The organism is Anoxybacillus sp. UARK-01 (genome assembly GCF_002075365.1).
Lineage (GTDB): Bacteria > Bacillota > Bacilli > Bacillales > Anoxybacillaceae > Anoxybacteroides > Anoxybacteroides rupiense.
The window spans coordinates 263,660-286,213 of the sequence record NZ_NASY01000031.1 but is presented as its reverse complement, the minus strand read 5'-3'; the positions used below and the strand labels follow the sequence as shown (position 1 = coordinate 286,213).

Genomic DNA, 22,554 nt, shown 5'->3' with positions numbered 1-22,554 from the left:
TCTTGCCATAGGCCTTTTGATAAAAACTTATTTTTCTATCGCATCTAATCAATTAGAGTCATTTTCAATTGGTAAAGAAAGATGTTTTTAATTCACATTTTTCCATATACAAAAAACACCTTTATATGGATATCTTAGGTTATATAAGTATATATGGATTACAGGTGGATGGATCGAGAAGTTCTTATGAGGGGCAATACAATGTTGTGGATTCGATTTGGAGGAGGGCACCCTCTTTCTCTTAGATAACATTCAAAAATCAAGACGACGATATTCTCGTCACTACTCTCTTTTAAACTAGTGGCGGTGGAGTAAGTTTGCTATAGTCTTCTTTCATTATTAAGCAAATTTTTCATTATGTAAAGAGATAGGGCATCTTTTACTTTCGTCCTTAAGATGCCTTAACACCGAAGAAAAACAAAATCTATTGAAATATTGGCAATAAGCCGAACAGCTAACTAGATACTACAAAGAACGTTTTTATTACACCCCCACAATATCTTCTGAATTGCGGTTAATCTCATCGATGATATTGATGCGCGCGGTGTCCATGTCTTCTTTAAACAGTTCGACAATGCTGCCGACAGTTTTAAACGGTTCTTCCTGGAGCACCCGCTTGTCCATAATTCCGTTTTTCACAAAGTAATCGACGTCAGCTTTTGCATCCGAAAAACTAACAGAAGCTTGGTTACAGTGATTTTTCCGTCTTCGTGACAATACCAAACCCACAAGAGTAAACTTGCCGTTATTTATGATACAGTTCGACGTATCGGTTAACTTGGTCAACTAAACAGCAAAGGAGAGGGCAAAATTCGCCCTCCCTTAAATTACTTGTATATATATATTTCATTACTCTCCAAGGCTAGCATTTAGCTTACGGAGCATTTCAAATGTGTTCATATATTTAACCCCCATAGCTCTACAGGCATTAGGGATCAAAATTCTTCTCTTAGCATCCCTGTTATACTGTTCTTGAGTGACTACAACATAATTATACGCTTTAGCAAAAGCAACTACCCAGCTGTCCGCAACATCCGCAAACTCCGTTTTGGCATAGGCATAATATTGATTCGCCCCCATAGCCCAGTTAATTACCTCGCGATAGGCTTCGAATACTTCTTCCTTATCAGTCGAGGCAAACCAGTGATCGAATTCCGAAAGAGCCCACTTATTTAAGGCATCTTCTTGACCTGATTTCATCAGTTCATCTTTAACTCTGTCGATACTTATGATATGACCCTTACTGGCTAACTCTACCAAGACACGCCAAAAGCAAGGGGCGATATCAAAGGCATAGTATCTCCTATGTGCTTCGACTAGAACATTAGTATCTAAAACAAATCGTAATGATTCGGTCATGAATACACCTCAATTCCAAGGTGTTTCGCATACTTTACAAACGTATCTCCTTTAAGACCTGTCAGTCTGTATGCTTCGTTATATGACACACGCCCTTCCTTTGCACTTGTAAACACAGCTTCCGCAAAACGCCGGCCAATTCGGAAGTGTTGGTTGGAATAGAAGTTACCCCTACCTTCACCATCTTGAGCTTGTTTACGCTCAATTTCCATCCATGCACGATAAAAATCAAAAAACTCTTCTTTAGTTATTAACATCAAGTCTAATGCTCTTCTGGCTGTCACAATGCTACTTACCTTGAAATGTCTTGCCAGAAGGTTGAAACGATCAGGGGCGTTGAGGATACTTCTCCATACCACTTTCAACTCATCTTCTGGCACGAGAAATTCTGCTGCTGTTTGATTGCAAACTTGCTCAATTTCTTGATCAGAAGGCTGCAAGTTAGAGAGATCAAAGGCTGCACTTGCTCCGAACCAGATGTGAGCTAATTCATGTGCAATAGTAAACATCTGAGCAGCCTTGCCATCCGCTCCGTTAATGAATATTAGCGGGGCATATTCGTCCACAAGTACAAAACCCCTGAATTCATTCACATCCAGCTTCCTGTGAGTGTTATTCCCTACTATTCCATTTCTAACAACCAAGATACCTATATTTTCGATTTTAGTCAGTAACATTTGGAGAGCTTCCTGCCAACTTCTACAGTCTGCTGCCCAACCATTTTCCATTCCCAGAGTCTTTCTAATCGCTTGCGCTACGTTCTTCGGTTTATCCGTCAATCGGCAAGATCCAACATAGGATAGCGGCTCTTGACCCATATCCAATAAATAATCACGCATCCATGCTTGCCGTCGCTGCATCATCTGAACCGTTTCCAACAAGTCAGGACTTGGTTTAGAAGCATGAGTATCGTCAATTGTCCGATAATGCGGAATCGGCAACTCGATTTGCGGTGGTTTAGATAAAAAGAAAAAACCGAGTGGAGTGGAAGTGGCTTTAGCAAGCTGCTCCAGTTGTCTTAATGTCGGTTGTGTTTCATTTTTCATCCAACTCATCAACTTCGGAAACTTCTTTTCAATCGTCTCAGCTGCATCTGCACGTTGTAAAGCCCACCGAATCACGTCCGGGTTCACTGCGACTCTAGCCACTTCCACCACCTCCTTTATAAATTCATTTTATGCTATTTCGCCGGTATTTGAAATTACTATTTTAATTTTAGTTCGTGGCTATTTAACTAATTTTACTAATTCAACAATAGTATGCCCCAAACATTCATCCCTTCACAATCTCCAACAATCTCTCATAACTGTTTACGACATCGTACTTCAACTTTCCAGTATTCAGCTTAGCAAAATGTTTTCGGGCACACTCGATCTTCGCTTTTTCCACTTCCCGAAGTTCCATGGATTCCATGGAGCCTTTCGTTTCCGCGATGAAGTAAATATGCTTCACTTCACCTTCTCTGAAAACAATCGCCCAGTCCGGGTTGTAATTGCCCATCGGTGTCGGGATGAAAAATCCCCGCGGCAGTTTGGCGTACACTCGAACTTCATCGCTGACATCAAGCTCTTTGGCAAAAGCACGCTCGATCTTGGAATCCGTGACGACATAGTCGTAAACGTGCTTCTCCACTGGAATCGCATTTTCTCCCAGCTTCCCTGACAATGTGTTTTTGGTGAATATCTCTTCTTCAAACGTATCATTGAGAACATCATACGTGATGGATTCAATGATCGTCGTCGCCTTCTGCTCGTTGATTAGCTTAGCAGCACGAAACATAAATTCCTCCGGGTTTTTACGGAATTGCAGAAAGGTGGATTCTTTGATTCCTGTTAAAATAGCCACGATCGTTTTTCTCGTCAGCCGCGTTTCATCTACGAGCTTTCCAACCAAATCGTATTTCACCCGAAATGCCGGTTTCACTTCCACAACCTCCGATTTAGTTTCTTGCACTTGGAAGGCTTCGCCCGACTTTAGCTGTTGCTGGGACTCTATGCGATTCATCTCGCCATGCCTGATGGCATATTGGATCACAGGCACTTGCAAATGATGGTCTAAAGCCCTTATACACTTCTGCACAAGTTCTTCGGAATCGAACTTGACGGTGTACACGGATTTGCGATTAATTTGCTTCCAGAGCTCCTGGAACTCCTTTTTATAAAAATTGCTGTTGACCGTAACGGAAGCAATATTACGGTTCCGTTCATTATCTGCCAGATTCGATTTGCCTTCTACATAAATCGACTTCACCAATTCAACTAGCGGTTCCTGAAAGTTTGTCAACTCCTCAGGAAGTTTTAGGCACTGGTTTTCTACCGCTTTAAAATAAACATCCGTCAAATGGTACTGATCATCGACATAATCATTTTTAATAAACGTGAATAGCAATTTGCTCGCCAAACTATCTTCTAATTTTAATTGCTCGCCGCGCGCATTCTTCAACACCTTATCTAAGAAGAAGTCGCGATCAGCTTTGCGTGGACGATCAGACAGCGTTTCAGCGATTTCGCTTTGCAACTGTTTCGCAAATTGCTCGTATGATTCACTGGCAACGACGGTCAACACGTTGATTTCATGAACGTCGATACCTGGTACACTCGCATCCATACGTTCCCCGTTCTGATTGACACAAAGCCGCAGTCCCCGCCCGACTTCCTGGCGTTTTTTAATGGCGGAATCGCTATATTTCAAGGTGCAAATCTGGAACACGTTCGGATTATCCCAACCTTCTTTAAGCGCAGAGTGAGAGAAGATAAAGCGGGTGGGTTCCGAGAAGCTAAGCAAGCGCTCTTTATCGCGCATAATCAAATCATACGCGTCCACATCATCGGAGTCGGTCTTTCTTGCCAATACTTTCGGATCGACATAACGGTTGCTTTTCTTGTCGATCGAAAAGTAGCCCTTATGCGTTTCGTTCACTTGTATTCGTTTCAAATATTGGATGTACGGATCATCGGCAAACTGCGACAATTGCTCATGAAGCAAAGACACGTACTCTTCTTCGAACATCTCTGCATAAATACCATTAAGTTCCGAACCATCTTTGTCATATTGTCGGTATTTCGCTACTTCGTCAATGAAAAAGAGCGAAAGCACTTTAATTCCGTGATGAAATAAGACGCGTTCTTTTTCAAAATGCGACTTGATCGTTTCCCGAATCTGAATGCGGCGGAAATGCTGTTCCCCCACATCTCCATGGACATCACCAGCGTATAAGGTGACACCGTTTATGAAGCTCACGCTGTTGTTTTGACCATTAATCTCGGACACTTTGTAGCCCTTGTACTGCTCAAGCTCTCCTGATAATTGATACAGATCATCGTTTTGCCTAATTTTACGCGTCTTCTTGGCAAGACCCGTTTTCGTCTTTACTTCGAATTCCATCCGGGCCACCGGAGCCTGCTTCATGCTCACATCAATGCCTTCCAGATACAGATAACCGCCCGTGCCGGTTGTTCCTTTGGCCGTAATTCCCTTCACGCTGATCTTCTTCACCAGCTTCATGTTATATGCATCCAGAGCATCGAGTCGGTACACCTTGTTGTAATCTTCACGGTGTGTCGCCGAGTAGCGCAAGGTAAATAGTGGATTAAACGCCTTGAGCGCTTCTTTGGTTCGTTTGCCTTCAACGGATTGCGGCTCGTCAATGATCAGAATCGGATTTGTGCTCGCCAGAACGTCAATCGGCTTGCGGCTATTAAAATCATCCAGTTCCATGTAAATGCGTCTTGCATCTTTCCCTCTTGCATTAAAAGCTTGCGCATTGATAATCATGACATTGATTCCGGCGTCGCTGGCAAACTTCTCAATGTGGTGCAATTGTTTCGAATGATACACAAAATATCGTGCCTTCGTGCCGTACTCGGACATGAAATGATCTTCTGTGATCTGAAATGTCTTAAGCACCCCTTCACGAATGGCGATAGAAGGAACGACGACAATAAATTTGTTCCAACCGTACTTTTGGTACAGTTCAAACATGGTACGGATATACGTGTAGGTTTTGCCTGTCCCGGTTTCCATTTCAACCGTTAAATTATATTTGCCCTCCAGTTTTTCAGATATTTTTAAACCGTTCTTCCGTTGCACGGTTTGGATGTTTTTCAAGATTTCTTGATCCGTCAACTGGATAGCATAGTTCTTGAATCCGATATTTGCAAGTTCGGCATTCGCTAGATCATCCATGACCATCTGTTCCGGCTTCTGTCTTCTGCCGCGGTCAAGGGGAAAACGGGACAACTCATTCGGTTGCCCCTCAAAGCAATCGACGATACTTTTTACGGCGTCCAACTGAAACTGCTGATGTTTGAATTTGATTTTCATTTTGAGCTCACCACCTTACAGTACATGGATGTCTGTGCCCGGAGAGAGCATCTTGAACAATTCTTCTACATTAATGCGTGCGACATCGTCTTCAAAGGAACTGTCGCGGAATACAACCCGAAGCGGTTTTTCCGCTGCAATTTGTTTCATAACAGATTCCGGAACGTTGTCATCAAAACATGCGATTAAAGAGTTCCCAGCGACATAGTGGACGGTCCTCCCGTCAAGCTGCTTCGTTTCCATTGGCAACGAAAGCTCAAGACCGAGTTCCAACATGACTTGGATAAGCAAATCTTCCCCGGTACGATCTTCTTTAATATTGGATTCGAGATGGAATAGTTCACCCTGCTCCAGTTTGTCTGGTGTGTAGTAAACGTCCTTCATGTTCGAAGAATCCACGCGGAACACACGGAAGCCATAATCAATGTCCGCTCCCGTTTCTTCTTTAATCTTCTTCGCGGCACGGCGGATGCGTTCTTTGCCGATTTCGCAGATGTTTTTTAATCCAAGATTTTGAGCTTCAGCTGTCTCATCAATTTCTTCAGGTACTTGAACCATAATAAACTTACGATTAGCATTATCACTTGAGTTCAGTTTCAAAACAACTTCAGCAGTAGTGGCAGAACCAGAAAAAAAGTCAAGTATTATATCCGACGTGTCCGTTACTTGCTTAAAGAGTTGTTCCAAGACAGAGATTGGTTTAGCATAATTAAATATAGGTATATCAAAATGCTCTTTTATTACTTTTGTGCCTTCTGAATTCATTCCAACATCCGTAAGTAATGTGGAAATTGGATCAACATCTTTTTTCAATTCATTCATAAATCTTTTTAACATAGGACGCTTACTTTCATCGTCAGGAAAATAAATTCTATTTTCTTCTATCATTTTTTGCATTGATTCAGGAATATAGGCCCAAACTCTATTAGGATTTGCTTTGAAAACCCTTCCTGTTTTAGGATCTACTAAATCATAGAATTGGTTTGGTCTTTGATCTTTTGTCATACCTACAGTTAAATCACCAAGTGTCCAAGGCCCTCTTGGATCATTATCAGGATTCTTATAAGTTGTATAATTTTTTTCTTTTCCTCTAAATGCTACCCCACTTTTTTTTCCATATGCTAGTACATATTCATGATCAGTAGAAACAAGATTTGCAGCTAAAGCTGAAGAAGTTCGTCTTTTCCAAACAAAACATCCAATAAATGAATATTTTCCAAATATCTCGTCACATATTTTTCTCAAATTATGTAGCTCATTATCATCTATACTAATGAATATAACCCCATCATCTTTTAGCAAGCTTCTAGAAATCTTCAATCTTGAATACATCATCGTCAACCAATCACTATGAAAACGGCCGTTCGACTCTGTGTTCTGAAAAAGACGATTACCTTGTTCATCTATCTGACCGGAATCCTCTAAATATTGGTTGGAAGGGGCTTTGAAGTCATCTTTATAAACAAAATCCTTACCCGTATTATAAGGGGGATCAATGTAAATACACTTAACCTTGTTCAAGTAAGATTCCTGAAGCAACTTTAACACTTCAAGATTATCGCCTTCAATGTACAGGTTCTGCGTATTATCCCAATCCACGCTGTCTTCCTTAACCGGACGCAACGTCTTGTCAATCGGCGTGTTCGCATTAAGGATCGCCTGTTTCTTTCCTGGCCACGTCAATTGATACCGTTCTTTTTCTCCTTCAACCAAGACATCAGAAAGTTCCTGTTTCAACAAATCAAAATCGACCGCTCGTTTGATCTTTCCTTGCTCATCTCTAGCCTCCGTAATCACATTAGGGAATAACTCTGCGATCTTATCAATATTCGCTTGAGTTAAATCGACCGACTTCATGTTTAATTTGTTCAAATGCATCCACTCCTCCGATCAATCATCAAGTAATTGTTTCAGTTTTTTCTCTTGCATTGTAGTTCCATATGTAACCTCTTACTGCATTTTTTGCACGGTTGAGGCTCTAGTCGCGGGCATTCTTGTACCAGCTGTCTAGTTTTGGTTTGCCGCTCTAAACGGCTGTAAGCTCGATTTTCGGCTTCACCATCAGAAGCAATTGGCAGATGACGGTCTCTTAGTTTCAAATAATCAAATTTTTCTCGTCGCGCAACAGCTACTCGGTACGCTCAATATCTTTTTCTAAACCCACACGCCGATTCTAAACGCCATTTGCAATAATGCTTTCGCTTCATGCACTTCTCCATAACTTGGTTCATGCACCGCTTTGTTCCCTTTTTGGCGAATGACATTTAACAAATCATAAATTTCTTTTGGGATGATTTGATCATAAAAGAGCGCTTTTAGACGTTCTTGCTGGTCCGTTCCCCGCTCTTCGCGAATGTCTTCCAACGCTAAAATATATTTTGTAATCGTTTCCGCAAATTTTCTCATTTCGCTAATAGCGACGTTTGGATTTTGATACACATTCCGTTCCGCCGTTTCCCCCACCTTGGCGAGAACTTCCCATTTTTCCTCAAGAAAATGAAAGTTGTGCGGCATATGGACACCTCGTTTTTGCATATTCCTTATCTCTATTACTCTAATCACAATGATAAGAAATACCTTTATTTTTCTAAGAGATTCTTAGTTCTATTTTACCACAAAATTAACAGTATACCTTAATCATTTCCAATGGAATTCAACGCAAAAAAACCTAAATAAAACATTGCCAGGTTATTCACCTTACACCAATCAATTGGATTCGAAACTTCATGTATGTTGAAGTCATCATATATTCCCTAAGTTGCTGCCATCGTGAAAAAATTACAAAGACGTTCCAAATCAAATGGATCGTCTTTTAACTTTCCTCTAATCCAAAGAATTTTAAAACTTTTTCAATTGTATACTGGCTTCTTAATTTGTATGCACTGTTTTGATTCGCTTTTAATCCCTTTGTCCAATATGCTTTCTCCTTTGGAACAGTTTCCACCCATTCGACCCGTACAACATGTTCACATAGTTCATCGTTCTCTAAATCATGTTTCATATTTGGGGCGTTTAGCGGTAAATCAATAAGTTTTTTCCTTTCCTCGTTAATCTCAATCTCGACATCCCGCATCGGCTTTGCCTCTTCTACCACTTTTCCGATTCCTACATATCCATGCTTCGGGATCATACAAAATATTCTTGCGCCTACAAATAATTGCTTTAGAGTCCTGCTGTACCATTTGCCATTTCCAGCAGAAATAAAACCATATTTAGTCGCATCTTCCCAGCTTCGATACTGTCCGTCATCAAAATTAACGACAAAGTCTTGTTTGTTCCATTTCTCTGTTTTGCTCTCATTCCTTGTATTACTTGATTTTTCTTCCACAACATTCGGGTCAATTAACCAGCTTCTCGTAATAAACTCTTGGTTTCCTTCTTTAAAATATCTAAAAAACACAGCGTTAATGGGAACACCAAAATTATCGGACAAATAGTTGATAATTCTTTCCGTTTCTGCATCTAATTGCGACGAAACAATAATTATTTGGTGGGACTCATTTAATTTTTCCGGCAAATCGGTCCCAAATTTATCTACAAATGCTTCCTCTAAAGGAATCCCTTGTTTATCCTCAAAAAGTTTTAAAATTCGTTCGTAAGATAAATTTTGTACCCAAGAAGCATAGTCAAGAGCTTGGGCTACAACTTCTCTTGGGGTACGATTTTTCTTTAGTTCGATAATTGAGATGTTTCCCTCTTGATCTAATGCAAACATATCAATAAATTTCCCGTAATCAGTCTGAATTTGCCGACCAATTAAAAGCAAATCATCCGAAAGAATCGATAAATCTTTTTCTAATATATCTTCTAGCTTTTTTTCTGATTCTATTGGTGAGTAAGACAATTTTTTAACTTCATTATCGATCTTCCAAATCCCTACTTCAATCGGCATTCTGTCTCCCTCCAATTCATTTAAACAGATTGTTCTATGTTTTTCCCTAAGATTTTAACATAAAAATCCAATAGTTAACTATATTGAAGAACGCTTTTGTATGCACTATCGTCACCAACGGTGATAAAATGGTTCTGCCACAATTTTGGTGAAACCCTCTCGTAGTCATTATAGTAGTAAATTATTATCACGGGAGGGTTTATTTTGGAACTGCAAACATTCTATAAGGATTGGAAGTTGCTATTTTATTCTGTTGATCGTTCGTGCGTCAAGTTGTATGTCCAATCTCAACAAAAATTGAATCTTTGTCCATCATGTAACATGCCTTCTTCGCGTGTCCACAGCCGATACTGGCGTGTGATTCAAGATGTAACTATTTTATCGTTACAAGTATTTCTGTATGTACGTGCAAGGAAATTCTTTTGTGATCATTCTGCCTGTTCACAACGTATTTTTACGGAGCGAACTCCAGATTGGTGGTCTCCTTATGCTAGACGTACCAGTCGCTTGACCGCCTTTCTCAAGCATCTTGCCTTTACCCTAAGTGCAGAGACTGCTAGTAAAGTTTCTAAGCAGTATGGGATTCCTACAAGTGCAGATAGTTTTCTGTATTTGATTCGTAAGGAAGAAATACCTCCTATTACAGAACCTACTACCATTGGAATTGACGACTGGGCCATGAAAAGAGGGCAACGATACGGAAGTATCGTTTGTGACTTACAAACCCAAAAGCCGATTGCGTTATTGGAACATCGAACGGTACAAGAGGTGTCTAACTGGCTGCGAAAGTATCCTTCTATTCAAGTTGTAACTCGTGATGGTTCCACGGAATACGCGAAAGGAATTCGTGAAGGATGCCCTCATGCGGTACAGATTACAGACCGCTGGCATCTCTTTCACAACTTAACGCAAAAGGTGGAGCAGTTTTTAAAAAAGAGCTTTCCTCGTCCTATTTCTATTTGTGTTGCAAAGTCGGATGACTACAGACCTTCTAGACAAGAGTGCCATTCTCTCACTGCTAGTGAGAAGAAAAGATGGGCGCTGATTCAGCAAGTACAACTACGGTATAAGGAAGGACAACGTAAAGCAGACATCATAAGGGAGTTTGGCATGGATAGAAAAACATTAGACAAATACTTACAGCTGAAAAAGCCCCCGAAGCCTATACGGCGTGGTAGACATCGTGCCGATCTCTACCGTTCGGAAATCCTAGAGCTTCTACAAGCACAGGCAACGGTCAATCATATCTTTTCTGTGATACAAAAACAGGGATATGATCAGTCATTGTCTACATTACAGGACTATATTGCAAGGCTAAGAAAGCGGGAGATGAATGAAAAAAACACAAACAACATTCGTATTTCTAGATATAAACTACAAGCATACTTGTGGTCCCAACTTCTCCCTACGCAGGAGGAACCAAGCCTCTTTGACAAGTGCTTCAAACAACATCAAGCTTTGCATCGGCTAAAATCCGTTATTCAGGCCTTCCAGAAGCTGATGAACGAACAAAAGAATAAACAAGCACTTCAGGAACGACTCTTACAGGCTGAAGACAGTAAGATACATGAAGTACAACAATTTATCAAATACATACGATCAGATATAGAATCGGTCAAACACGCATGATCCTACTCTTGGAGCAACAGCATTGTAGAAGGACAAGTAAACCGTCTAAAGGTCATCAAACGCCAAATGTATGGGCGAGCCAAGTTCGATTTACTGAGCAAAAAAGTCCTTTACCCATTCGCTTAATACTTTTCTAAAAAAATATTAGTTAACCACATGAATCTATCCTTGATTTCTTCACCAAAATTGTGGGAGAACCATTTTTAAATCGTTATTGGCACCTATTTATAATTGTTCAATTTATGAGTGAAAAGTCTTTCTTTAAAAATCGTGAGTAGATCTGCTCAATTTTCTCTATAAATTTATAAATTTGATCGTAAACACCCAGTTCCTTTAACATTTCCATATCCTTTATTTTATAAACATATATCTTCGTACCGTCTTCTCTTTTACATATTTCTTCATTTTTCTGAAGTTCCCTTAACAAGCTTTTCGGTACTTCTTTTGGAAAAACATCGAGCCCTTCTGTTATTCCCAAATGATCGATCATAGCCAGCTCATCATCAATGACACTAATTGAATATTTAGGATTTCCGACTTTAGTATACTCAAATGTAAACTTACAAAGAGAAACATGGTTTAATATTTTGCTATTGATGTCCCCGGTACCTAATTTGTATAGATAACTTTTGAGTTTTGGTGCTACATAAAATTCATTAAAATGAAAAGGCGCTAATTCTTCAAACATTCTATACATGCACCCTTCCCAATCGAAACGTTTGAAGTAATATGGCCCAATGTCCGCATATAGAATGCTAGTTTTATATTTCTGACCATCTTTAGCAATAATCTTTAATTTATTAAAATTGTCCCCCCATAAATCCTGATAATACTCTTCCAAGATTCCATCTTCATCCTGGCTTTCCATAGAAAAAATCAATGCGTTGCAGAAAATAAACAATGGAACATGAAGAAAACGTACCCATTGTTCATCTTTCAAAAGTAATTTTTCAAAAACGACATTCCGGAACTCCACATCATTCTTTAGATACAATTCATAAACTTCACTTGATAAAAATTCAGTTAATCGTATGACTGGCTGCTCCTGATACATAAATAACACTAAAGATTCAGCACAAAAACTAATGAGCTTCTTTAGCAATTCCGGATTATTTTGACCTATATGGTGAAGCAACACCATCATCATACGGCTTTCTTTATCAGGTATTTCAATATTGGTCTCGGAAAACGCCGCAAGTAATAGTTCAATTGATTCCCTTGTACCCATACATTCGTATAGATAATGAGGATCAGTCGTTTTCACTACCTTTTTCAGCTCTGCTTTTAAAGATGGATTTAGCTGGCTTCTTGATATAAATGCCATTATCTCTTTATCTTCCAATTCAGTTTCTTGTGGTCCCAGTAACCAATTTTCAGCATCCTCTTGAACGACCTTGAGTTCAATTTCTTCCTTGTCAACAAAATTTTCATCTTTTTCATACTTAACTTTTTGTTTTTTTACTATATGCGGTCTGCTTCCAGTCAAGTCATAAATCTTGTCACCAAATTGTTTAGTATAACGCAAGCCAAATTCCTTAAGGACATTTGGAATATCATCGATTAGCAAATCAAATTCGACCACCATATCATATTCATACAACCAATTTAATTCATTAAGAATGATATCTCTCAAATTTCTTTTAATTTTTTCATAATGAATCTGATGAAATTTAAAATATTCTTCCGGAAACACCTCATTAAATTCTTCCATCGCCAGATAATGATACACACTGAAAGCTTCTTTATAGTATGTATCAATGATATCTTTCCCATTAAAGGACATCCCTTTTTCAACGCAGTGGACAATAATATCCGGCAGATTGTGCAAATCATTATATTGTGCTATTCGATCTCCTCTACCCATCGATAAACAGTAATTTTTTATTTTCATTTCTAAAAAGTTAAATAGCTCACGGTGTTTTATCGGATCACAGCAGCGGAGTAAATGAAAGAGCCTATCTAGTTCATTCTCTTTTAAAAAAATTTCAAAATCCATATCCCAATTCCAACTTCCATCATAATCCACAAAACTAATGTCATAATCATGATAATGCGAAATACATTCTTGAATTATTAGATCTATTACACTGTCACTACAATGTGACGATATATATTCGAACAGGAATTGAAGCTGATTGTAAAAAGCGCAGCATTGTAAAATCAACGGGACATACTGTTCGCTGTTTTCAGTGATAAATTCATATAAAAAATCCTGAACAGCCGGCATAGTGAACTTTAGCATAATCTCTTCCATTTCTTCGCTAAAGTATGACTTAATCATCGTTTTCTCCAGTTCAGCTATGCACTCACTCAAATTTTTAAGCGTAGTTTTATGAGTACAATTCCTGATATACTTTCGATAGCAGCACTCCATATCCGATAAAAGCATAGGGGTCGATGAAATCAATAAAAGCATAGATAAAATTTTTGCCTCATCAGACAGTTCTAAAAATACATCTTTCCAGAATTCGGTAGGGTTATCTAGATAGATGCAAAGTTCGTCAAAATAATCTTTGGGCGAGCAATCCATTTCCTTATCCAAAAACAGCGCTATCACACGTGGATTATAATTCACATGGTATACTATCTCATCGAATCTTTTATATAAATAATCCACATATTCATATTGAAGCTTTGATGTGTAAATATGGCTGAACAAAATTCTGGCTTTTTCATCATATCCGTATTCTTCCATCGTACAAACCAACGAATATCGCTCTAATGTTTCTTTTAACAAAGGATTTTTTTGAAGACCTTGCTGCAATACATACTCCCTTGTTGTAAGGATTAGGCGTTTATAGTTCTTAGACTCTAAAATAAGCTTTATTAGTTTATTTAATTGATTTTCCTGATTTCTTCGTTTGTACCCATCTGGAAAGATGCTGCCCCAAAAATCATCTAAAATGAAGACTTGTTTTTTGTCTTCCTCAAACATGTCATAAACATCCTTAATCGAATTCGCCCAAACAAAACCATCAAAATTATCTGGTTGTAGATAACCTAATGCCAGTACATAAGCCATGGTTGTCTTTCCGACGCCCGGCTCTCCTGAGAGGATAATGACATTATTCTGTTTCCATTTTTGTAAGGCCTTACGATAAACTCTTGTTGAAACAAAAGATTTCATTTTTTTAATAGCTTCTTTAAATTCCAACTCAGATTCTTTGTATAGGCCTCGATGTACTGTTTTGTGTAGAGTATTAAGAAACACATTCATACTCTGAAACCAGAGCTTTGGATAATTAAGCTCAATGTGCTTATATTTGGGGTTTCCTAGAATGCTATTCATAATTTTGGGAGTAATAATATCTCCACTTCTATGAATATATTCTTTAAACAATTTTCTTATTTTCTCATGTTGATCTTGGCTAAGATCCATTGAAATACCTAGAATATATCGGTCAGGATCCAATTTACGTACCTTTGGCAATTCAATATTTTTTAAATCACGAAACAGTCTATTAAATGATCCAGGTTTGTAGCGTTTTGCTTGAACAATGGTTTTTTTCTTTCCATCAGTATATAACCCATCAATTCCCAGATCTCTCCCTTCCTTATAGGTTTCCAGCGTAATATTTTCTCGAAGCTCAACAATATCACATACTAACGCTTGAAATTCCAACGGTTCTAACAACGCATGAAAATCATAATTAGGCATTTTTCTCACACCTCACTTTGGACAGAAATAGAAATACAAAAAATCAGGCCATTTAATTCAATAGGATGGGCCTGATCTAGGTGACGCTTTTTTCATTTTTTCGGTAATAAATGATTCATGCTTACTGATTTCGCCATTTACTTCTATTAGACGATTCAAAGCAAAAGTAGCACAGCAATTATTCACGATCGGTTTGATACCCCGACATTTGAATAAAGGGAAAAACTTTCATTTTTCTGGTCTCATTTTAGTTAATCATAAACGATTTAGTTGTTTAATGCAAAATAAAAGTAGCGCATGATGCAAGATAAAAGTTTAGCAGTTTGCAAAATAAAAAAATCATTGTTAGCCCCCCACCACTAACCTTCTAATTGGATAAAAAACAGTTAGAAGGGGAAGAAAGGATACTTACAATGATCTAACAACATCATATCAAATATTTGTATATGTCCTTGCGAGCCATTGCCAAAGAGACGAGACATAGCTTTCAAACAATCAAAAAACATGCTAATAGAGAAGATGAAAATCAACTTCCAGCTTAAGGAAGCCAAAACAGTCAAAGTTAGATCCATATAAAACTCAGATTGATGAGTGGTTAGAGAAAGACCGAAAGAGGCCTCGAAAACAAAGCAATACAGGAACTAGGATATATCGTCGGCTGCTTGGCATGTACGGTGAGGAATTTTCCGTCTCCTTGGGGACAGTACAGTATGGTATTATGTCAAGAAAATGGACACGTTAAACAGAGAGAAATAGCTGAACTTAGGCAGCTACTTTTCTCTGGTTAGCGTAGTAAGCAGCCTCAAATTCACATGGCGATACATATTCAAAAGCGGAATGACTCCTTTTTCGGTTGTAGAAGCATTCGATGTACTCAAAAATGGCTTGTTTCGCTTCTTTTCGAGTACGGAATCGATTGGGATCAATGCATTCTTTCTTGATTAAGCTATGAAACGACTCCATACAAGCGTTGTCGTAACCGTTTCCACGTCTCGACATACTGACTTGAAAATGATGCTCTTGTAACAGTTGTTGATCATCATTCGACGCATACTGGCTTCCACGATCCGAGTGGTGAATCACTCTTCCTGTTGGTTTCTCGCTGTTTAACGCTCGCTGTAACGCTTTGATGACGAACTCTTTGGTCATTCGATTATCGATATACCAACCTACGATCTTTCGTATATATCAATCCATGATGCTGGCTACATACAACCATCCTTCGTCGGTAGGAATGTACGTGATATCGGCCATCCATCCTTCATTCGGAGCCGTTGCTTGGAAGTTCTGGTCTAACAGATTCGCATACACGTTGTAAGGGTGATTACTATTGGTCGTTGCCTTGTATTTATGCACCGTAATCGATCTCAATCCTTCTTCACTCATGATACGAGCGACTGTCTTTTGAGACACACAAATCCCTTGTTTGCGTAGTTCTTGCGTCATTTTCGGACTTCCGTAAATCTTGCGTGACTTGAGATACTCGTTCCGAATCTGTTGGGTCAGTTGTTCTTTTTTCTCTTTTTGGGCGTTTCAACCATGCATAATACCCACTTTTAGAAACACCGAGAACTTGGCACATCTTCACCACACGAAATTCATTTCGATGTTGAAAAATGAACGCGTAAATGACTTCTGGTGAAGATGCCTAACGCCTTTTTTAAAATCACTAATTCCTCTTCCAGCTCTTGATTGCGACGGCGTAGCTCGATGATTTGTTGATTTTGTGGCTTGATGCTGCCTGAACCTACAAAGCTTGATTGCTTTCTTTGTATTCTTTGACCCAACGGTGAAGAGTGTTGTATGCCAATCCTAACTCTTTTGCCACTTGGTCGATGGACTTGTCCCCCTCCAAGCATAACTCAACGGCTTGAATCTTGTATTCTTGATCAAATGTTCTCTTTTTCATGATTGGACACCTCGAACCGATTGTCATTAAGTTGATTATCATCTCCCTATTCTCCGTGTCCAATTTTTAGACTAACATCAGTACCTCCTTGTCATTTCCAATTTTCATTATATCATGAGGGTGCAGTGAAGCTTATAGGTTTTTTTATGGCATAAAACAACAAATGAGAGCCGTCAAAAGACTCTCATTTTAATCCTAAAAACACATGCCATCCTTTTTCACGAATGCGGAAAATAGACTTATCGTAGCTTTCGTCAAATGTATATTTCGAACGATACGTCAGATGATCATTTATTTTATTATAATAGCTTTCCGCATCGGCTTTTGGCAAAAGTCCGAAAAAAACAACTAGTGCCAATACATCTCTGAAAGTCAAAACGATAAACTCTTGTTCCATAATTGGATGATCTGATGTATTGTCAGATATAATGATCGGGACGCCAAGCGCCGCCGCGTAACCACAACACTCGGCCTCGCCAGCATCAATATAGTCGATAAAACGATGGAAATGGTTATCAACTTGCCGTTTTAACAACCTGTCTTGGTCTTTATCGACAATCTCGAAAATGGTATGCGAGCCGCTGCTTATTGCTTTTCTAATTTGAAAAATGGTCTCCTTCCCTTTTCTCTGCAACTCCCGTTCAATTCGCTTCGGGATCATGACTTTATCAAACAACAAATCGAGCACATGCAAACAGTCTGCTTTGTGCAAATGAATCAAAATATCGGTATCGGAAATGGAAACTTCCCACTTTCTAAAAATAGACACCTTTATACCTCCGGTGGTGCATATCCCAAGTCTTGAGGGGTCTTATCAATAAAGGAAAGGAGCGTGGCGAATTTGCCGTAAGAGATTCTACCTTGCACATAGTTATCAATAATGATCTCAAGGAACCGATCTGGTATCGTTTTTTTGTATGAAGGTAGTAGAAGTGTCGGCTCATACCCTTCATGAATCGTTAATTGCTTTAATTCTTCTGCGCGTTCAAGTTCACAAATTGGTTTTAGTTTTTCATATTGCGGTTCGCTAATAAGCCGCAATTCCTTCAATCTGCGAAGCATCGCACTGTAACTGACCTTAAAATGTTGTTGGATGCGAACAATATGTTTTTCTTCAATGAGGGAGGTTGTACATCGCTTGTAAAAAAACTCTTTGACCCCCTCTTCCGGCATGAGAAATTCTGCGGCAAACAAATTCGCTTTTGTTTCACTATGCTCGTCAAACATTAGCCCTTCTCTCATGAGCGCTTCTTTATCAAACATCAAATGATATAACTCGTGAGCAGCTGTAAAACGTTCATGTCCTAGTGAAAACATCGTATTGAGATAAACAACAAAATGGCCTTCAATGTATGAAGAAAAACCTGAAAATTTGTTCCCATCCTGATCTTCAAAAGGCTGGCGAATAAGAATGGCGATGTCGTCGACAATATCAAATATGTCAGTCATTCCTTTTTTCGCAAATCTGTATCGTAGTTCATCCGCTTTTTCTTTTATCTCAAGCCTAAGCATCTCTTTTTCGTCGATCACTTCCTTTCCATCCCCTTCCAAAACGGTTCCATCGGAACAAATTGTTTGCGCTCCTTATACAATTTCTCCTGCCCTATCAGCGAAGAAACCATTGCATGAATAGAGTCTAAAAAAGCTTCCTCTTCTATTGAAAGCGGTTTCTTTTTTCTGAAAAGAGTTACAAGAGACTTTTCCTCTTCCGCATCTTCGAAAAAGATGTCCACGCTCACATGAAAAATGGAGGCTAAAGCGCGAAGCTCGGCAACCGAAATCGAGCGGTTCCCGTTTTCCATTTTGCTAATCGTTTCTCTTTTTAAATGAATACCATGCTCCTTCAACAAATCTGCCAATTCACTTTGGGATAAATTTGCATTTTCGCGAAGCATTCGAATTTGGCTACCCATATACACAAATGGATTAGGTGTCATGTTCATCCTCCCTTTGTAACTTATTATTACATTTTATTTTATTATCGTCAATTTTATTTATTAAAATGTAATAAATCGTTACAGATTGATTAAATCTCCCTGGCATCCCCCTTTGCAACAAGGTGCAGCTGATAACCGCGCCCTCAACAACTTGTAGCATATATTGTTGCATAACCTTCGTGTTTGCTAATGATTTCTTTGAATGCATAATCTGGTCCATCAAAGATGTGAACTTTCATTATTAGCAATCCCAGCAAGTATTACATCATCAATACTTAGCATGTTTCCATCTTGGTCATTCCCTGTTCCTAAGGGATTTTCTTATTCTATTATGCTTTCAAAGGCGTTTTTATTGTTTTTTTGGTATCAAGGTGAAAGGAAAAATAAACATAAAATGCAACTATTTAAAAAAACAAAAAGACGCATCATCATGCGCCTGTTCGTTCCATATAGTTGCTATATCTGGTATTCAGTTAATTTCTTATATTATTTCGACCATTTTATGACTAGATAAGCAGAATTAGAGTATATTAAAAAACCATAAATCCTTGATAGATCAAGAATTTACGGTTTCTTATTACGATGATTCCGACTGGGCTCGAACCAGCGACCTCTACCCTGTCAAGGTAGCGCTCTCCCAGCTGAGCTACGGAATCGTATGTTGTTGCAGTGCTCTATCGAACACATATCTTATTATATAAACGCACATGGGGTTTGTCAAATACTTTTTTGAAAAAATGGAGGGACATTTTGGTGGAGTGGTTGTGTGAGGTTTTTTGACATGCTTTCGCATCAATCCGTGATATCTTCCCATTGCCGTTATTTTGTGGGATGTGTTATGATAGGAAGAAATATTTCGGACGGAGGGAAGCTTATGAGATACGTCACGTTAACAGACGTGTTTGTCCATCCGGTTGCGCAAAAGTATTTGAAGCGGTCTGGCATCGCTCATGCGATTGCTACGGCGTATCATGCGTATCGCCTCGCTATTCAGCATGGCGTCAGCGCTGACTTGGCGACGAAGGCCGGGCTGCTGCACGATATGGGCCACTATGAGTGGTACTCCAACGGAACATGGGATTACGAACAATATAAACAAAACGATATACATGCGATCAAAGGTGCCGAGCGTGCCCATAAACTGCTCATTCGCTTGGGCGAGCATCCGCAAAATGCCAAGGAGATCGCTTTGGCGATTCTACTGCATACCGATTCTTATTTGCCTGAAGGCGAATTTAAACGCAAACCGCTGCAGACCATTATCAAGCTGGCGGATGAGGCGGATGAAGAACCAGGCGGCAAGCACCATTACCGGCAAATCGATGATGCGCTCGCATTGAAGAAAATTAAGCAGCTTGATGAACTTGTCAATCGCCAGCTGCAAAAGGAACGTCTTGATGATATCATCTAATAGGATTTTTTATTCGGAATCTGCCTAAACAGCCTTTCCCCGCTCCGGCGCAAGGAAAGGCTGTTTGTGTTTGCTGCCCTTTTCAACAAGCCGGCACAGCCATCGAACCGCGAGTGATTTTGTTTTTTCACTCGGATTCAGAAAAACAGCTCCTTTTGAAAAGGCTCCATAAGCAGCGGCCGGTAAAAGCTTCTGTAATCGCTATACTGATGGACGATGTGCTGACGGTTTCGGTTCACTAGCTCCAGCTTTTGCAAAAGCTCCTCTTCCAATTCTACCGCATCGGTCGATACGACATATCGCTCCAGACCGAGCGAAGCGGCACAATCAAATACTTTAAAGCGATAACCGAGCAGCACCGGCGGCACGCTGGCAGCCAATGAAAGCAAATTGGCATGCAACTTTAAATTAATCGTGGCCGAAAAACGGGATAAAAGCCGAATCAGCTGTTTTTCTGAATAGAGCTTTTGATCCCAAACAACGCGGTACGGGCAGCTGATTTTATCATAAAGCCGCTTGCACGCTGCCCGATCATTGTCCCAAACGGCGTAAATATAAATATGATATCCTTGCCTCATCAGCTTTTTTGCTACTTTGGCTAAAGCATTTTCAACTATTTCTTCATTTTGGCCGAATAGTCGATTATAAGTGGTTCCCCAATTAATGCCAATGATTTTTTCTTCGTTTCGTTTTTGGCGAGGGCGTTTCGTTTTCAATAGCAGAGCCGGATCGCTGACGGTATAGATATGGTCATGATCGGCAGCTAACGCTTCAAGCAGTTTTTGGCTCAGCGGTCCGCAAATCCCGGCAAAAGCAGCTGCGGCCATCGCATGCTTAAGCACAAATGAATCTTGCGAAGAAAAATATTTTGTAAGATCGGGCAGCTCGTTGGCGAGCAAAAGATCGACATCTCGCTTGTCAATTCCATCGATTCCGCTTCCCCACACTAACACCTTTTTTTCCATCTGCGTCGCTTGTTGTAAAATTTGCATATATTCAGGCTTTATCAGCGATCCCCCGCCCAGCACAACCACATCATAAGGAGCGATCTGTTCGGCGCACACCAGCGGCAGAGAAAAAGCGATTTTTTCATATTGGCCGTATTTCTTGCTAAAACGCTGAAACAAGCGCCATGACAATTCGTCTCCTAAATTTCGAAAGCCTACCCATCCCAAATACAACACCTTCGTCATAGCAACACTCCTTATAGCGACAGCCTTGACCGATCCGCTTTTCTATTCGTTTCTTTGTAAATGTATATTCCAACCAGCTTTATCGACAGTCTCCCTTTTCGTGAAACAACCGCTTTTTTTATCTTCTTTTTGCGGGTGATGACATCGATTCATCAGCTAAGGAGGAAATTATAGGCATGAAGGACAAAAACGGATTTTCTCCATGTATAGCATATTAAGGAGGATTTCTAGTGGTGAACTTTCTAGGGGAAGTGAGCGGATGATAAACAAGCCAAATCATGATAAGATGAAGCATAAAGCGGGATACGGACAGGAGGAACTCAAGTGGATCCATTATTGCAGGTGTTTGTCAAAGTCGCTGAAAAACAAAATTTCACTCGCGCTGCGGAGGAGCTGCACATGACACAGCCAGCAGTAAGCCAGCACATTCAGGCATTAGAGCGCCTCACAGGAACAAAGCTGATTGAACGAAATAATAAGTATGTAAAGCTGAATAAAGCGGGACAGATTGTCTATCATCATGCTAAAGAAATATTGGGGCTTTATACCCGCATGAACCATTTGCTTGATGACTTAATGAACCGGGCGAGCGGCACGCTCGCGATCGGTGCCAGCTACACTTACGGCGAATATATTCTTCCCCATCTGATAGCACAATTGCGTGCACAATATCCGGACATTCAACCGACCATCACTATTGGCAATTCTCATGAAATCACGGAATTAGTAAGCAATCATCAATTAGATATCGGCATTATCGAAATGGAGATTGAACCGAAAGATGTCTATATCGAGCCATTTGCCGAGGACGAAATGTTCATCATCGCCTCCGCCCATCATCCGTGCGCTCAAAAGCAAACGGCGACAATGGAGGAGCTTTGCCGCGAGACATGGATCATTCGCGAAAAAGGATCAGGCACGCGCAAAGCAACCGATCAGCTATTTGCAAAATCCCACTGTTATCCACGCCAGCTCATGGAGTTTGGCAGTACCCAGTTAATCAAAGAAGCGGTAGAAGCAGGGTTGGGAATTACCTTTCTTTCACAATGGACGGTGAGAAAGGAATTGGCGCTTGGTTCTTTGCGGCAAATCCATATAGATGATGCACCTTTTGTGCGCCAATTCTCCTTTATTACGCAAAAGACGCCGTTTTACACAAAAGCGATGGAAGTGTTTATCGATATTTTGCGGGAGCAGGGCGCAACCAAAAGCTTTTTGGGCGGGTGATCATAGAAGGACATCC

15 protein-coding genes, 1 tRNA gene and 1 pseudogene are annotated in these 22,554 nt (G+C 39.8%); 3 read left to right on the top strand and 14 right to left on the bottom strand.

Features of this window, described 5'->3' with window-relative positions:
• Positions 1-483: 483 nt before the first annotated feature.
• The 7 genes from B6A27_RS05865 to B6A27_RS05835 all read right to left on the bottom strand — a co-directional run bounded on the left by B6A27_RS05865 (position 484) and on the right by B6A27_RS05835 (position 9,574).
• Positions 484-717, bottom strand: a complete 234-nt coding sequence (locus B6A27_RS05865) for a hypothetical protein (RefSeq protein WP_139788071.1) — start codon at positions 715-717, stop codon at positions 484-486.
• A gap of 132 nt (positions 718-849) precedes the next feature.
• A complete protein-coding gene (locus B6A27_RS05860; RefSeq protein ID WP_080860677.1) occupies positions 850-1,359 on the bottom strand; it encodes a DUF4411 family protein in 510 nt (169 codons plus the stop codon).
• The gene (locus B6A27_RS05855; RefSeq protein ID WP_080860676.1) at positions 1,356-2,507 is read right to left on the bottom strand and encodes an ImmA/IrrE family metallo-endopeptidase; all 1,152 of its coding nucleotides are present in this window, start codon (positions 2,505-2,507) and stop codon (positions 1,356-1,358) included. The genes B6A27_RS05860 and B6A27_RS05855 overlap by 4 nt, the downstream gene beginning before the upstream one ends.
• Before the next feature lie 124 nt (positions 2,508-2,631).
• Positions 2,632-5,682, bottom strand: coding sequence for a type III restriction-modification system endonuclease (locus B6A27_RS05850; protein WP_080860674.1), 3,051 nt, complete (start codon positions 5,680-5,682; stop codon positions 2,632-2,634).
• Between the two features lie 15 nt (positions 5,683-5,697).
• A complete protein-coding gene (locus B6A27_RS05845; protein ID WP_236631798.1) occupies positions 5,698-7,560 on the bottom strand; it encodes a site-specific DNA-methyltransferase in 1,863 nt (620 codons plus the stop codon).
• Positions 7,561-7,836: 276 nt separating this feature from the next.
• Positions 7,837-8,196, bottom strand: coding sequence for a DUF4145 domain-containing protein (locus B6A27_RS05840; RefSeq protein ID WP_236631797.1), 360 nt, complete (start codon positions 8,194-8,196; stop codon positions 7,837-7,839).
• Positions 8,197-8,494: 298 nt separating this feature from the next.
• Positions 8,495-9,574, bottom strand: a complete 1,080-nt coding sequence (locus tag B6A27_RS05835; RefSeq protein WP_066149349.1) for a PDDEXK family nuclease — start codon at positions 9,572-9,574, stop codon at positions 8,495-8,497.
• A 204-nt stretch (positions 9,575-9,778) separates the two neighbouring features.
• Here B6A27_RS05835 and B6A27_RS05830 point away from each other — a divergent pair, with 204 nt between their 5' ends.
• Positions 9,779-11,203, top strand: coding sequence for an ISL3 family transposase (locus B6A27_RS05830; RefSeq protein ID WP_080860673.1), 1,425 nt, complete (start codon positions 9,779-9,781; stop codon positions 11,201-11,203).
• A 235-nt stretch (positions 11,204-11,438) separates the two neighbouring features.
• On the opposite strand, the gene B6A27_RS05825 is transcribed toward B6A27_RS05830, so the two are convergent.
• From B6A27_RS05825 to B6A27_RS05795, 6 genes and pseudogenes are all read right to left on the bottom strand, one after another.
• Complete coding sequence (locus B6A27_RS05825; RefSeq protein WP_080860671.1) at positions 11,439-14,861, bottom strand: ATP-binding protein; 3,423 nt, start codon at positions 14,859-14,861, stop codon at positions 11,439-11,441.
• Between the two features lie 762 nt (positions 14,862-15,623).
• Positions 15,624-16,770, bottom strand: a pseudogene (locus B6A27_RS05820) (IS3 family transposase).
• A 184-nt stretch (positions 16,771-16,954) separates the two neighbouring features.
• Positions 16,955-17,539 carry a PIN domain-containing protein gene (locus B6A27_RS05815; RefSeq protein WP_080860669.1) on the bottom strand — a complete coding sequence of 195 codons (585 nt, stop codon included), beginning with the start codon at positions 17,537-17,539 and terminating at the stop codon, positions 16,955-16,957.
• A gap of 2 nt (positions 17,540-17,541) precedes the next feature.
• On the bottom strand, positions 17,542-18,300 hold the full coding sequence (locus B6A27_RS05810) for an ImmA/IrrE family metallo-endopeptidase (protein WP_080860667.1): 759 nt from the start codon (positions 18,298-18,300) through the stop codon (positions 17,542-17,544).
• The gene (locus B6A27_RS05805) at positions 18,297-18,707 is read right to left on the bottom strand and encodes a helix-turn-helix domain-containing protein (RefSeq protein ID WP_161491031.1); all 411 of its coding nucleotides are present in this window, start codon (positions 18,705-18,707) and stop codon (positions 18,297-18,299) included. Before B6A27_RS05805 ends, B6A27_RS05810 begins: the two co-directional genes overlap by 4 nt.
• 583 nt (positions 18,708-19,290) lie before the next feature.
• Positions 19,291-19,363, bottom strand: a tRNA-Val gene (locus tag B6A27_RS05795).
• 218 nt (positions 19,364-19,581) lie between these two features.
• Here B6A27_RS05795 and B6A27_RS05790 point away from each other — a divergent pair.
• On the top strand, positions 19,582-20,118 hold the full coding sequence (locus B6A27_RS05790; protein ID WP_066148381.1) for an HD domain-containing protein: 537 nt from the start codon (positions 19,582-19,584) through the stop codon (positions 20,116-20,118).
• Positions 20,119-20,255: 137 nt separating this feature from the next.
• Here the strand turns inward: B6A27_RS05790 and B6A27_RS05785 are convergent, their stop codons facing one another.
• A complete protein-coding gene (locus B6A27_RS05785; protein WP_080860664.1) occupies positions 20,256-21,311 on the bottom strand; it encodes a polysaccharide pyruvyl transferase family protein in 1,056 nt (351 codons plus the stop codon).
• Between the two features lie 324 nt (positions 21,312-21,635).
• On the opposite strand from B6A27_RS05785, the gene B6A27_RS05780 reads away from it, so the two are divergent.
• Entirely contained in the window at positions 21,636-22,538 is a 903-nt protein-coding gene (locus B6A27_RS05780; protein WP_080860662.1) for a LysR family transcriptional regulator, read from the top strand.
• The last annotated feature ends 16 nt before the right edge of the window (positions 22,539-22,554 follow it).